The following is a 13,420-nucleotide window of genomic DNA, read 5'->3' on the forward strand; positions in this document are numbered from 1 at the left end:
ACGCGTCGTGCAGCACATCCATATCGACCGGACGGGCATCGTTCATGTTGAAACAGGTGGTCTCACCGTCGGAGACCACCAGCCCGGAGTCGCCGATCGGACCGTCGGCGGGCGCGCGCAACGCGATGATCATGATGTCGATCTCGCCGCCCGGACCGCTCACCCGGTGCTTGACCGAATCCTGGGTCTCGAAGAACTTGTGGAAGCCCAGCTTCTCCAGTTCGCGCCGCAGGTCCGGCACCGGATAGTCCGGCAGCAGTACGGTCGCATCCTTGTTGACATGTTCGGCCAGGTGCGCCGCGTCGAAGTGGTCGCGGTGCAGATGCGAGACGTACAGGAAATCGCAATTGCCCAGCTCATCCCAGTCCAACTGGGTGTTGTCCGGAAACGGGAACCACGAACCGAAGTACGCGGGATTGACCCAGGGATCGCAAAGGATCGACCCGGCCGCGGTGCGGATGTGGAATCCGGCGTGTCCGACGCTGGTGATCTGCACGAGCTGCTCCTCCTGACCGTTACCAGCCACCCAGGGTAGTGGTTAGGCGGAAATGTCGCCGATGCAGTAGCCCTCGGACCCCTCGGTGAGGGTGAAGGTACGGGTCTGGGTCACACCGGAGGAGTTGGTGACCGGAACTTCGACCGTGACGTAATCCGCGCGCAGTCGCTCCGAACGGATCTCCTGATCGGTGAATTTCGTGATGCCGGTCAGCCTGCCGGGGTTATTGGCCAGCGGTGCGGATGTCGGGCTGCCGGTTCCAGTGGGATCCCAGTTCGCGGGGCTCGCCTTGCAGACCAGCGGATAGGTGCCCTCCTTATCGGAGGGATCGAGCGGGGTGCCGACGAAACGGGCCAGATAGCGGCGCACGGTATGCCTGGCGTCGGCCTCATTGGGGCCGGGGTCGGCGCCGTCCTGGGCCACCCACGGGCAGACGGTCTGGTTCGAGTTCTTGCTGCCCGACTCGATCGCGGCGCGGTCGAAGCTGATCGTGGTGCCCGCATTCTGCCAGCTGACGCTGCTCTTCGTGACCGTCGCGGGCTGTGCGATGGCGGTCAGGATCGTCTTCCTGTCGGCGGACATATCGCTGACATTGCCCGGGGCCATCATCCAGCACTTGGACTGCAGTTCGGCGGGTGTGGACCGCTCGAGTGCCGCGCCGAAGCGCGATACGACATCCGCCGCGCCGGGCACACCGCGGACCTCACCGACCGGCACGCTGAACGCTTGCGCCAATGCCTGCGTGGCCGTGGTCGGAATCGCGGCCGACGGGGTCGTGGTCTTCGCCGATGTGTGGGGCGGCTCGTCACCGGGTATGCCGGAGACGGAGTCGCATCCGGTGAGCAGAACAGCGCTGGTCAGTGCCAGGCCAGTCGTGATGGCGAGGAGCGCCCTTCGTGTCCGCGGGTCCTTCCGGTCGTGTTCACGCAATATCGGGCGTGCACGTTCCACTTCGAGGGTCCTCTTTCGTAGGCGTTCGGCATATGAGCGACGGGTCCGGCACGCGCGCGGATGCGGCGGCTCTGCCGGATGGGACAGTCAGCGACTACGCTAGCGGAATTGTGGAACCCGTCTACCGGACGATCATCGGGCTGGCCCGTACCGTCTTCTTCGTCGAAGGTCTGAAGTTCACCGTCAAGGACGCTGAACGTATCCCCGCGCGCGGTGGTGCCGTTATCGCGATCAACCACACCGGCTACATGGACTTCACCTACGCGGGTCTGCCGGCGCGCACCCCCAAGCGGTATGTCCGCTTCATGGCCAAGAGGGAGGTGTTCGACAACAACATCTCCGGCCCGATCATGCGGGCGCTCAAACACATTCCGGTGGACCGTGCGGCCGGTGCCGACTCGTACAAGGCGGCGGTCGAATACCTCCGCAGAGGCGAGTTGGTCGGCGTCTACCCCGAGGCCACCATCAGCCGCAGCTTCGAGATCAAGGACTTCAAGTCCGGTGCCGCGCGCATGGCGATCGAGGCAGATGTGCCGATCATCCCGATCGTCATCTGGGGCGCTCAGCGGGTGTGGACCAAGGGCTTCCCGAAGCGTCTGGGTCGCACCAATACGCCGATCTCCATCGCGGTCGGCGAGCCGATCCAGCCCTATGAACCCGCCGCCGAGTTGACCGCTCAGCTGCGCAGCACCATGCAGGCGATGCTGCTGGATCTGCAGCAGGACTATGTGCACGAACCCGGCGCCTATTGGGTGCCAGCACGTTTGGGCGGCAGCGCGCCCACCCTCGAGGCAGCCAATGCCATGGACGCCGCCGAGGCCGAGGAGAAGGCGGCGCGCCGGGCAGCCGAGGGTTCGCTGTAGGGGAAGCCATGTCGCGGGAACCGGTCTATGACATTCTCACGGGCTTGGTCCGCACGCTCTTCGTGGTGCAGGGGCTGCGGGTGGATATCGCCGGACAGGACCGGATTCCGCGCACCGGCGGCGCCGTCATCGCCGTGAATCACACCGCCTACCTGGACTTCATGGAGGTCGGTCTGGTCGGGCGCAATTCGCGGCGCAATGTTCGTTTCATGATGAAGGCCGAACTCGAACACGGCATCGTCGGCTTTCTCATGAAGCACTGCAAGGCAATTGGTGTCGATCGCAGCGCGGGCGCGGGTTCCTACCGTCGCGCGGTCGCGGCGCTGCGTGCGGGTGAGCTGGTCGTGGTCTACCCGGAGGCGACCATCAGCCGCAGCTTCGAACTAAAGGAATTCAAGTCCGGTGCCGCGCGCATGGCGATCGACGCAGACGTCCCGATCATTCCCATCGTCATCTGGGGTGCCCATCGCATCTGGACCAAGGGCTTCTCGAAGCAACTCGGCCGCCATCGTTTTCCGATCAATATCCGCATCGGTGACCCGATCCCGCCCGTCGACCCGACCGACGATCTAACGGTCGAACTCCGCGCTCGGATGAGCGAACTGCTGGCGGACGCTCAGGCAAACTACCCGATGCCAGCGGGCGAACCGTGGGTACCCGCTCGCATCGGCGGCACCGCCCCCACCCCCGCCGAAGCCGCCGTGCTCGAGCGGGCGGAGATGGCCCGGCGCGCCGCCCAACGTCGAACCCACTGAGCCTCAGGACCAGGGGATTCCGCAACGGCTGGGGGCGGGGAGATCGCCGCGGAGGAAGGAGGTCGGGGGGACGCCCATGAGCGTGCGGAAGTCGGCGGTCATATGGGACTGGTCGTAATAGCCGGTGGCGGTGGCCAATTGGGACCACGGGGTTTTGCCCGCGCTGGCAATGATGCGGCGAACGCGGCCGATACGGGCGAAATGCTTGGGGGAGACACCGATTCCGGCGGTGAAGAGGTTGCGGAGTTGGCGCTCGCTGACCGCGAGGTCGGCGGCGAGTCCGCGGACCGTCGGGACCGTGGCGATGGCGGCGACGGCGTCGCGGAGGAGTTCACGGTGTGCGCGCTGGGTCGGATCTTCGGAGATGCGTTGCGGGAGAATCGCTTCCAGGAACGGCAGGACATCTTCGGTTGGCAGCGCGACGAGTTCGTGTGCCAGATCGGCGGCGACGCCGGGGAGGTCGGCGAGGCGGACGACGCGATCGGCGAGGTCGGCGGCGGGGACGCCGAGCAGTTGCCGGGTGGCGCCGGGGGCCAAGCGCAGACGGGTGCATCCGGCGGGCTTATCCGCGGCCGAGTAGGCGGCGCGGGTCTGCGGCCCGACGACGAGTGTGTCGCGGCGGTCGCGCAGCACGATCGTTGTCCCGGCATACGGTACATGCGTGTACGGCACGGAGGTATCCGTGCCGGTCGGGATGCTGCCGAATTCGGTGATCCACGGCCGCAGTGCTTCGGGTGCGGGCACCGTTGACTCGGTGAGGTCGGCGGTCGGCATGGTCACCGGACCCACTGTAAGCAGCTCACAGCCGGATACAGCGACCGAAAACGTGCCGAAATTTCCTATCGACCCAGGTGGCCCGGGCGGCAGGCTGGCCGCATGATCGTGATCACCGGTGCCACCGGCACCATCGGCAGTGAAATCATCCGTCAGCTGGTCGCCCGCGGCGAGCGGGTCCGTGCGGTGACCCGCGATCCGGACCGGGCGCAGGTGCCCGCCGGAGTGGAGCTGGCCCGGGGCGACTACCACGACCTCGACTCGATGGCCGCCGCGATGTCCGGCGCGGCGGCGGCCTTCATCGTGGGTGTGCTCGGCCCGGAATATGCCGAGACCGACCGTGCGCTGGTCGCCGTGGCCCGCGAGGTCGGCGTGCGCCGCATCGTCAAACTTTCCGCCATCGGCACCGGCGAACCCGGCCTCGGCCGGGTCGGCACGTGGCATATTCCCGGCGAGGAAGCGGCCAGGGCGAGCGGTTTGGAGTGGACCGTCCTGCGACCGTCCAGCTTCGCCTCCAACACGTTGAGCTGGGCCGATGCCATCCGGTCCGGTCAGCCCGTGCCGAATCTGACCGGTACCGGCAGTCAGGGCGTCATCGACCCACGCGATATCGCCGCGGTCGCCGTCGAGGCCTTGACGACCACCGGCCACACCGGCCGCGTCTACACCCTCACCGGCCCCGAACTGCTCACCACCGCAGACCAAGCCGCAGCACTTGCGACCGTCCTCGGCCATCCGCTCGAGGTGGTCGACATGCCGGAAGATATTGCGCGCGAACACATGATCGCGGCAGGCATGTCCCCGGAATTCGTCGAGGGCGCACTGGCGGGCCAGGCCTATGTGCGCGCGGGCGGCAATACCATCCGCACCGACGACGTCCGCCAAATCCTCGGCCGCCCACCCCGCACCTACGCCGAATGGGCTGCCGACCACGCCGCAGCCTTCATCCCAACCCCCGCCGACCAGAGCATTCGCTGACCGAACCGCATCCCCGGCACCCGAAGCCCCTGCCAACAATGTCCGATTTTTATTTGGGGCCGATGTCGGACTACAGTTTTGGACGCACGCCGATGCGGCCGAGTTCCGACCACATCGAGCGCGTGCGGATGTAGCGCAGCTGGTAGCGCATCACCTTGCCAAGGTGAGGGTCGCGGGTTCGAATCCCGTCATCCGCTCCACGAAAAAGCCAGGTCAGTAGCGTGAGCTACCCTGGTGTGGACGTGTATGTCACCACATGTGTCACCACGTCACCACTTGCGGTCACAACGGCTTCTCAGGGCACCCACTGGCTCTGGAGGCTTCATGCTCACACCACGCCCGCGGCCCCGTAGTAACGGGTCGATCGCCTGGCAGGCTCCGTTCCATTACTACGACGAGACCGGGCATCGACGGTCGACGTCGGAGACTTTCGACGACTGCGAGGCCGCGGTGCGCTGATGTGAGCTGGCCGAGGTGGTCGGGGTCGCCGAGGCGCGCCGGATCCGCGAGATCCAGCTCGGCACTGCGGTCGGCACCATGACGCTGGTGGAATGGTTGCGCAAGTACACCGCGCGCCTGACCTTCACACGTTGTGGACCACCATCCCGCTACAGTGCGTGTTCCCCGCAGGCCTTGGCGGGATCTGGCTATGCATCATCGGCTGTGCGTACCGGTACCAGCGCTATGTCGAGACGGAGATGATCCTGCGCGAAGTACGGGGGATTCGGGGAAGCATCCAGGTCACTCGGCGGGGCTCGTCGGTGCAGGCCTGCATCATTGAAGCTTCGGGCGTCCAGGGCCTGCGGCCCTGCACGCCGGTGATTTCGCCGAGGGCTACCGCGAGCTGGTCGCGGTCGTCGCCGTAGAGGCGGACGATGTCAGTGTCGACCGACATCCTTGAGACCCCGAGGTGATGGAAGCCTGCTTCACGCTCAATCCCGCCCCCCGCAGAGTGTGGCCGCACGGCCTGGATACAGGGAGGTATTCACATGAAGGCGATCGTGGTGACGGATCCGGCCGCTGGAACGGCTGGGATGACGTTGGTGGAGCGGCCCGATCCGGATGCGGCGAGGTTCGCTAGCCTCTCGGGCGCGAGCTACGGCGATGTCGTCGTTGAGGTTCATGCGTCGGGATTCACTGGCGATGAGTTGGAGTGGCCCTCGACCTGGATCGATCGGCTCGGTCGGGACCGGACGCCGTCGATCCCCGGGCACGAGCTGGCCGGGGTGGTCAGCGCTCTCGGCTATGGCACAACCGGGCTGTCGGTGGGGCAGCGGGTGTTCGGGCTCACGGACTGGACTCGCGACGGCACGCTGGCGGAGTACGTAGTCGTCGAGGCACGTAATCTCGCGCCGCTGCCGGGCGACATTGATTTCACGGTGGGCGCTGGCGTCACGATGGCGGGCTTGACCGCGTGGCAGGGGCTGTTCGAGCACGGCCGTCTTCAGGCGGGGCAGAGCGTCCTTGTGCACGGTGCGGCCGGCGTAGTCGGGTCGATGGCAACCCAGCTCGCACGTGAGGCCGGCGCCTACGTCATCGGCACCGGGCGCGCGGCCAGCCGGCAGACCGCGCTCGACTTCGGGGCGCGCGAGTTCGTCGACCTTCAGAACGACTCTCTGGCAGAGGTCGGCGGAGTCGATCTGGTCTTCGATGTCCTCGGCGGAGACATCCAGCAGCGGTCCGCGGGTCTGGTTCGAGCCGGAGGAACGCTGGTGACCGTCACCGGGCCGCCCGAGGCTCGGCCCGCCGACGGACTGGCGATCGACTTCGTCGTCGTGTCCGACCGTGCTCAGTTGGGCGAGATCGCCCAGCGTGTGCGGGACGGACGAGTGCGGACGAATATCGGCACAGTTGCGACCCTCGACGACGCCGTCGCCGCCTTCAACTCGACCAGGCGACGCAAGGGGAAGACGGTCATCCGCGTTCGTCCGTGAGGGGCCAGTTCGGCGCGCATGTGCGCCGCGACGTCGATCTCCGGATCGGCGAGCGGGACCTCGCCCGCGTCGAGCTTGGCCAACAGCTCGCGGGTGCCGGATGTGGTGGAAGGTGTGCCAGGCCGCGTGCAGGGCGCGCTCGTCACCGTCGCGCAGCACGGCGGCGATGTCGGTGCCGGCACGTTGCCCAGCAGCGTGCCGGGCGGCGTGGCTGGTCGAAGTGACAGACTTGCGGAAGCTGACCAACTCAGTTTCCTCGCGACGTTGGCGTACCATTCTGGGGCACCTCGACCTGGCACCATACTTCTCTCCCGCACCCGGTGTGGCGATCGCGCCTGTAATCGCCAAAGCAATCGACGGCGGTGCGACGCCACACGATTCGACGCACTACCTAGTCAAGGCCGCCACGGCGGGATCGTCGAGAAGGCATTAGCGCGATAGTCCTCGCTCAAGGCCGCAACGAGAACAGTAGCGTTCCAAGGAGGCTGTACGGATGTCCGAGCAACCGAACGACGCGACCAAAGAAATACTGTCTGCGCTGGCTGGTGGCGCGATAACCACTCAGGAAGCCACCTCGCAACTACGAACAAAGAACATCGACGCCCTGGAAACCCTTGTCACGATTATTGCAGGGGCGGACACGGCGGCCTCAGCGCGATCCAAGCAAACCATCCTCGGTCCGGAACAACTTAGAAATCGAACACACACCGAATTTCCAACAAAGCACAAAGCCCCCTACCTCCCCATTCTCGTCAGCGGCACTCTCTACGACCCGCCCGACATCAACCGATTCGACGGAGTCGAACTGCACTTCATCCCTAAGAAAGACCATATCGTCGCCATCGACGACCGACATCTGGTCGAGGAGGTATGGCAGCACTCCTACCTCTCAAACGCTCTTGAAAACTACCAGTACGGCGGATATCAGCCCGAGGGCGGCGTACGACCAGCGGGCGGGCCTGACATCGTGGCCGGGCGCCCACCGCGCACGCAGGGAGGCGGCGCAAGTGTGGACGTGTTGGCCAACTACGACATCGACACAACGTACTTCTACGAACACTTCGGATTCGAAGGCGAAAAGATATCGCTCCCCAAGGATCGGGGCTATCACAAACTGAGCGACGTCGGACGAGGATCATTCGGGCTGAGCGACTGGAACGACGTCATTTCCTCAATATCGACAATGAACCGGATCACGGTGCTCTACGAACATGTTGACTGGGGAGGGTCGACTCTGACGCTGGAGAATCCTAACGGAACGGGAAAGTTCTATTGGGACGAGCTACGAAGCATGGGATGGGACGACCGAACGTCCTCAGTTGGGACTTGGTAGCAGCGCATCGGTGCGAAGCACACCGAACGGGGTGCCGTTAAGGATGGCGTCAACTGGGACATATGGCGAGAGAAAACGCAGGTAAAACGGCCATTTAAGAGATAACCCTCGAGTTCCCTCTTACTCGTACGGCATGGTCGGCCGCCCTACGCACGGGCACCGACAGATCGCACCAGCCGGGATGCGGCTCAGCAGTTCGGCTGGAACGGGTAGCACCCGTGCGGGGGCGCGGCTGGTGGTGGGGCCTGAACCGGTGGCGCCGGTGGGGCAGGCTCCTCGGCCACGGGCGGTGGTGCAGGTTCTGGGCTGTCCTGCTGGACCGTTTCCGGGGTGCTCGTTCCCCGAGGCGCGTCGTGCGAGTCGGTGGGAAGAACTAGCCACACGCCTAGGCAGATCGCCGCGACCACGGCCGCCGCGATGATGAGTGGCCTGGTCCGCCCGGGCTTGTGTGGTTCTGGAATGGCAACCGGCAGTGGCGGTTCAGGCTGGTGGCGGTCTGCGGTATCGCTGGGATCCCGCCCGAGATCACGCGGAGCGGCCGGCCGGGGAAACGCCGTCCGAGGCTCCAAAGTCGGCGGTGCCGCGGGCACGGCCTGAGGCTGCGGCGTGGGTGGTGTCGTGGGAATCAGCCGCAGCTGTGGTCGCGCGCTGTCCCGCTGTGCTGGCGGAGGCTGCGGCGGGGATGTGGGTAGGGCGCGTTCGAGAGCGGTGGGTGAGATGTCCGGCGGTAGAGGGATCTGCCCGCGCTGGATCTGTATGTGGCGTACTTCGATCTCGCCCTGGCGCTCGATGCGGAATCGGCCCGTGGGGTACCAGTCGCCGTAGGTGCCTTTGCCGCTGTGGTCACGGCCGCCGCACTCGCACACGCACTCCCATACCGTGTCCGGGCGAGCGGTCTGGCAGCTGTGGCTGCACGTCATCGTCGGTGAGACCTGTAGTCGCATCTCGATCTCTCCGTACCGGTCGGCCATCGCCGCCGCCAAGGGCAGCAAGTGGTTGGCGCTGAGCTCCCAGACCTTGAGGTGGTCGTGAACGATCGGTTTGATCGGTACACCCTTGCCCACGACCGCCCTGATCCAGGGTTTGTTCGAGAAGCCCTCGTACGGCAGGTACACCCGTAGAGGACCGTTCGTGGTCCGCTTGCCGGACCCACCGAGCAATACCGTCCGCTCCAACCACGGCCCTTCTGACACCCGCGATCCCCCTTCTGATCTCGGCAGCCGCAGAGTGATTCGCTGGCTGAGACTGATCGCGGGATCCAGTGTGGACTCCGGCACCGACAACATTGGCGAGCTTTGCGCCGCATCGAACGCTGTCTGTTACGTCGAATCGTCTTGCGGCCGGGCCGAATCGGGCCGTTTCCTGACCTCCGAAAGTGAGTGGAATCGGGCGGTAGCCGTGACAATCGAAGGATCGGCCAGGCGCTTGCGCCAGGCCGAGGAAGAGCGGGCGAGCTGTTGAGGGGGCACCGGGATGGGAAGACGACGTAGTCGCCGCGGATCGAACGCGGCGGCGTTCATGTTCATGGCCGCCATCGCCGCGCTGGTGGTTGCACCGAAGGTCGCGGACATCGCCGAACGGCAAGCCGTGACACTCGCCTCTGTTGGGGTGTGTGTGCTGGCGGTCGCCGCCATCGCCGCTGTGCTGACGGTGCGGCATCGCCGCCAGGAGCGTGCTCGCGATGACGCGCGGGTGCTGGCCGCGCTACGGCAGAACTCGCTGAGTCCCTCCGAGTTCGAGGAGGCGCTGGCCGCGTTGTGCCGCCGCGACGGCTGCACCGACGTCCGGGTGGTCGGCGGATCCGGTGATCTGGGCGCCGATGTAATCGCACGGGCACCGGATGGTCGGCGGATCGTGTTGCAGGCCAAGCGATACCGCAACGGCCGCAGCGTGGGCAGCCAAGACGTGCAACGCTTCGGCGGAACCGCGCACACCATCCACGGCGCCGACGTAGCGGCCGTGGTGACCACCGCGCACGCGTTCACCTCGCAAGCCCGCGCGTACGCGGCCAAGGCCGGGATCCTGCTCATGCCAGCAAAAGCCCTCGCAGCGTGGGAATCGCAGACTGGGCCGACTCCCTGGAACTGAACCCGAGAAACCAGAGTGTCCGAGAATCGATCGATTTTTCGACACTGGTACCACGACGAATCAGCCTCCGGCGTGTGAACTACGAGCGGTTAGACAGGGTTTCAAGCACAATCGAGCGGTGCTCGTGTGGATGGGAAAGCGCAACAAGGCAATTGGTCGCTTCGCCGGACGAATCGGCCTGTTCCCGGCGGTTTTCCTTGCGCTCTGCGGCGGATTGTTCGTCGCGTTCGCTGCCTACAGATTCCTGCGCTGGATCACCCCGGTCGATGCGACCAAGGCCGCTGCCGAGATCGATGTCACCCGGATCGCGTTGACCGTCGTTGCCGGGGTTGGCGGGGTGGTCGCGTTGGTGATCGCCTACCGGCGCCAACGTGATATCGAGCAGAGCCGGTTCGTCGAACGCTTCGGTGCCGCGGCTGCCCAGCTCGGTGCCACCGATGTCGCGCTTCGTATCGCCGGGGTCTACGCGATGGCCGGCGTGGCCGACGAATCCGATGGACTGCGCCGCCAGCAATGCATCGACGTCCTGTGTGGCTACCTGCGCCTGCCTTACAGTCCCGAACTCGGGGCCAACCATCAGAGCAAGCTGGTCCTCAAGCACCACCGCGCTACCGCCGACGGCACCCGCGCCGACGACCAGGAGCGCCACCTCGAATACCGGCACAACGACAGAGAAGTGCGCGCAACCATCGTCCGCGTCATCGCGGACCATCTCCGGCGCGATTCCGAATACAGCTGGTCAACAAGCAATTTCGATTTCCGAACCGCATATCTCGAGAACGTTGGTTTCAACGATGTGAGGTTCGCGGGCGCCGCGCGGTTCGACGGCGCGACCTTCTCCGGCACATATCTCCTTTCCTCGGATTGATTCGCGAAGCGTCCAGCTTCTTACGGCGCCGGTAGTGGCGTTGCCTGCAGGCGTTGTCGCAGTACAGCCTGGATCGGCCTCGTTTGTCGGTGCGGCGGTGCGGCAGCAGGGCCTCGCACATCTTGCAGAATCGTTCGACGTCCGGCATGTCGCCGTAGAGGTAGGGCGCAAGGAGGGGACGGAGCTCGGACCCGCGGATCTGCTTCACGTACCAATTTATTTGTGACTCGCAGTGCTATGTGGCGGTGATTTCGCGCCGTTGGATGGCGGCGATGACGAGGGTGTTGTAGCGGGTGGGCGTGTTCGGAGGGAATAGATACGGTGGAGTCAGAGAGTCGACTCGCCTACCCATGGTCCGTGTCGGGGAAGCGGGAATATTACTCATCGGTCGCCCTTTGTGCGATCCGTGTTAGTCGTTCCCAGGCCGGCGAGGTGATTCCGACGGATTCGCTGACCAGGCGGGTCAGTTTCGGGTCCAGTGTCGGGGTTGTCCGGCCGGTTGCTCCGGTGGGCCTGGCGGTCTGCCACGGGTGCGGTCGGCGAGGTCCACCAGGCGTGGGTCGTCGGGGGACCAGTCGAATGCCGCGTCGTAGTCGAGGTAGATGGTCTGGAATTGCGGATCGCTGATGGCGTCGAGCTTGTCGGTGGCCCACTCCGCGGCCTGTTCGGGGGCGACAGATTGCAGCAGAATCCAGATGTCGCGTTCCATCTGCACCGCCCGTTCGCTTACCCCGAGGTGTTGCAGGCGGTCGAGGTAGTCGGCGACGTCGGGGGATACGAACAGGCGGTCGCCGCAGCCCAATTCGGCGATCTGCTCGCGGGTTCGGCGGATCTCCTCGGCGCGTTCGGCGAGCATGCAGTCGATCTCGGCGATTGCAGCCGCGAACTCGTTGGAGTTCGCGGTGAGCAATTGCTTGACACGCGCCAGGGGCACGCCGGCGCGTGCCAGTGTCTTGATCTTGACCAGATCGATGGCGTGGAGCGGAACGTGCCGATCCTGGAACCGATCTGGGGGCTGGAGAAGATGCTGGTGACCGGATCGCGGGTAGCCAGCTGGCTTCCGTGCCACCTCGGTAACGCACGGAACTCCGCAGTTGAGTGCGTTCGTCTACCGGCGCCGCGGCCCGGATTCTGTTCGAACCGACCGGACAAGGCCACATCGAACTAGAACTCGGCCGCTCGCTCGAAGGCCGCGATGCCACACATCTGCGTTACCGCGTGATCCATGCATGAACTTCGAACATCACAGCCATGCTCGAATTCGATCCTCGTTCGTCCGGTCGAGATGAGCTCGGCTCGTTGATCTTTCAGAGCTCGACGCATCCGGGCTCGGCCTCAGCTCGCGGCCGCCAGCACCCTCCACTTCTTTCTGGTACGCGAGCGGACCTGCGGAGCCGCGTATTCGATTCGCCGGCGCGCTTCGTCAGCACTGATCCGCAGCAGGTCGGTCAACAGCTCCACGGTGTCCCGATAGCCGGTGTCTGCGGCGAGGCCACGACGCTCGGCTTCGGCGACGGCCGCGCGCATGGCAGCATCCAGTCGCCTCCGGCGGCGTTCGGTTTCGACGAGGGTGCGTAGCAAATCGACATCGGCCAGTTCCGGCCATCCTGGTGTTCGAGCATCCGGCGCCAGCGCGGTCGAATGTATGTTCACCCGCAGCAGCCTACCTCAAATATAGAACACATGTTCGATAACTCGACTTGCCGGCCATGCCCGAGTCGGTGTCACTGGATGAAGAACACGTTCCCTACGCCCGCTTGTGTGATTGCCGCGCGTCCCACAAGGTTGCCGATCGCATTGGCGCCGTTCATGAGAGTAGTTTGCAGACCGAAGGTCTCTTGTCGTTGCTGTCCGGTTCGGCGGTCAGTATTCGTTCTTGATGACGAAGTAGGAGCCGCGAATCGTCCCGGCCAACTTCGACTTCTGCCTCGCGAACTTGAACGAGCCGAGTTCCTCGGGGACGTCCATCCCTTCGGAGAGTTTGAATCCGACCGCCCGCTTGTCGCTGCCGTCGACGGAATACATGACGTTGATGGCGAGCCCGTTCTCGTAGAAGACATAGGCGAAGCGAATATTCGCCACCTCGAACGCCGTGGCTTCCAGGGGCCGTGACGAGATGACGATGCCGCGTTCCTCTTCGAGGATCCGGCTCACCCAGTCGACGGTCGATTCGGCATCTCCCGCAGGTTCCACTGTGAAGTCGTGGCCGTACTTGTTCCTGAAATATCGGGCCTCGTTCGCCCGCAGGCCGGCGAGGTTTTGAGTTGTATTTAATGTGCTATTTTGATAAGCATGATATAAACCATATTCTTGTACTTGTTGTTGTAATGATTTCCAGTCTTCTGATGTAGGAATTTGCATATTAGCAAATAATTCTTTT

At 64.8% G+C, this 13,420-nt stretch carries 15 protein-coding genes and 1 tRNA gene; 9 read left to right on the forward strand and 7 right to left on the reverse strand.

Going from position 1 to position 13,420, the window contains the following annotated elements; all coding sequences use genetic code 11:
• On the reverse strand, positions 1-496 hold a 496-nt coding region (locus ABZW16_RS39885; RefSeq protein ID WP_354961339.1), incomplete at its 3' end, for an MBL fold metallo-hydrolase.
• A 42-nt stretch (positions 497-538) separates the two neighbouring features.
• Positions 539-1,447 (reverse strand): hypothetical protein, encoded by a 909-nt coding sequence (locus tag ABZW16_RS39890; RefSeq protein WP_354961340.1) that lies wholly within the window; start codon positions 1,445-1,447, stop codon positions 539-541.
• Between the two features lie 110 nt (positions 1,448-1,557).
• Between ABZW16_RS39890 and ABZW16_RS39895 the strand changes: the two genes are divergently transcribed.
• Both ABZW16_RS39895 and ABZW16_RS39900 read left to right on the forward strand, forming a co-directional pair.
• On the forward strand, positions 1,558-2,310 hold the full coding sequence (locus ABZW16_RS39895; protein WP_354961351.1) for a lysophospholipid acyltransferase family protein: 753 nt from the start codon (positions 1,558-1,560) through the stop codon (positions 2,308-2,310).
• 8 nt (positions 2,311-2,318) lie between these two features.
• A complete protein-coding gene (locus tag ABZW16_RS39900; RefSeq protein WP_354961341.1) occupies positions 2,319-3,065 on the forward strand; it encodes a lysophospholipid acyltransferase family protein in 747 nt (248 codons plus the stop codon).
• A gap of 3 nt (positions 3,066-3,068) precedes the next feature.
• Here the strand turns inward: ABZW16_RS39900 and ABZW16_RS39905 are convergent, their stop codons facing one another.
• The gene (locus ABZW16_RS39905; protein ID WP_354961352.1) at positions 3,069-3,839 is read right to left on the reverse strand and encodes a helix-turn-helix domain-containing protein; all 771 of its coding nucleotides are present in this window, start codon (positions 3,837-3,839) and stop codon (positions 3,069-3,071) included.
• 102 nt (positions 3,840-3,941) lie between these two features.
• Between ABZW16_RS39905 and ABZW16_RS39910 the strand changes: the two genes are divergently transcribed.
• From ABZW16_RS39910 to ABZW16_RS39920, 3 genes are all read left to right on the forward strand, one after another.
• Positions 3,942-4,817, forward strand: coding sequence for an NAD(P)H-binding protein (locus ABZW16_RS39910; RefSeq protein ID WP_354961342.1), 876 nt, complete (start codon positions 3,942-3,944; stop codon positions 4,815-4,817).
• A gap of 124 nt (positions 4,818-4,941) precedes the next feature.
• A tRNA-Gly gene (locus tag ABZW16_RS39915) sits at positions 4,942-5,017 on the forward strand.
• A gap of 124 nt (positions 5,018-5,141) precedes the next feature.
• The gene (locus tag ABZW16_RS39920; RefSeq protein ID WP_354961343.1) at positions 5,142-5,276 is read left to right on the forward strand and encodes a hypothetical protein; all 135 of its coding nucleotides are present in this window, start codon (positions 5,142-5,144) and stop codon (positions 5,274-5,276) included.
• Positions 5,277-5,499: 223 nt separating this feature from the next.
• Here the strand turns inward: ABZW16_RS39920 and ABZW16_RS39925 are convergent, their stop codons facing one another.
• On the reverse strand, positions 5,500-5,712 hold the full coding sequence (locus ABZW16_RS39925) for a hypothetical protein (protein ID WP_354961344.1): 213 nt from the start codon (positions 5,710-5,712) through the stop codon (positions 5,500-5,502).
• A 94-nt stretch (positions 5,713-5,806) separates the two neighbouring features.
• Here ABZW16_RS39925 and ABZW16_RS39930 point away from each other — a divergent pair, with 94 nt between their 5' ends.
• The 4 genes from ABZW16_RS39930 to ABZW16_RS39945 all read left to right on the forward strand — a co-directional run bounded on the left by ABZW16_RS39930 (position 5,807) and on the right by ABZW16_RS39945 (position 11,040).
• Entirely contained in the window at positions 5,807-6,751 is a 945-nt protein-coding gene (locus ABZW16_RS39930) for an NADP-dependent oxidoreductase (RefSeq protein WP_354961345.1), read from the forward strand.
• Between the two features lie 493 nt (positions 6,752-7,244).
• Positions 7,245-8,084: a hypothetical protein gene (locus ABZW16_RS39935; protein ID WP_354961346.1), complete on the forward strand. Its 840-nt coding sequence runs from the start codon at positions 7,245-7,247 to the stop codon at positions 8,082-8,084.
• A 1,473-nt stretch (positions 8,085-9,557) separates the two neighbouring features.
• The gene (locus tag ABZW16_RS39940; RefSeq protein ID WP_354961347.1) at positions 9,558-10,172 is read left to right on the forward strand and encodes a restriction endonuclease; all 615 of its coding nucleotides are present in this window, start codon (positions 9,558-9,560) and stop codon (positions 10,170-10,172) included.
• A gap of 118 nt (positions 10,173-10,290) precedes the next feature.
• Positions 10,291-11,040, forward strand: a complete 750-nt coding sequence (locus ABZW16_RS39945) for a hypothetical protein (RefSeq protein ID WP_354961348.1) — start codon at positions 10,291-10,293, stop codon at positions 11,038-11,040.
• Positions 11,041-11,503: 463 nt separating this feature from the next.
• On the opposite strand, the gene ABZW16_RS39950 is transcribed toward ABZW16_RS39945, so the two are convergent.
• The 3 genes from ABZW16_RS39950 to ABZW16_RS39960 form a co-directional block, all read right to left on the reverse strand.
• Positions 11,504-12,109: a MerR family transcriptional regulator gene (locus ABZW16_RS39950; RefSeq protein ID WP_354961349.1), complete on the reverse strand. Its 606-nt coding sequence runs from the start codon at positions 12,107-12,109 to the stop codon at positions 11,504-11,506.
• Between the two features lie 266 nt (positions 12,110-12,375).
• Positions 12,376-12,693, reverse strand: a complete 318-nt coding sequence (locus tag ABZW16_RS39955; RefSeq protein ID WP_354961350.1) for a DUF222 domain-containing protein — start codon at positions 12,691-12,693, stop codon at positions 12,376-12,378.
• A 210-nt stretch (positions 12,694-12,903) separates the two neighbouring features.
• Positions 12,904-13,401, reverse strand: a complete 498-nt coding sequence (locus ABZW16_RS39960; protein WP_354961353.1) for a phage tail protein — start codon at positions 13,399-13,401, stop codon at positions 12,904-12,906.
• Between the last annotated feature and the right edge of the window lie 19 nt (positions 13,402-13,420).

The organism is Nocardia sp. NPDC004604 (genome assembly GCF_040609795.1).
GTDB lineage: Bacteria > Actinomycetota > Actinomycetes > Mycobacteriales > Mycobacteriaceae > Nocardia.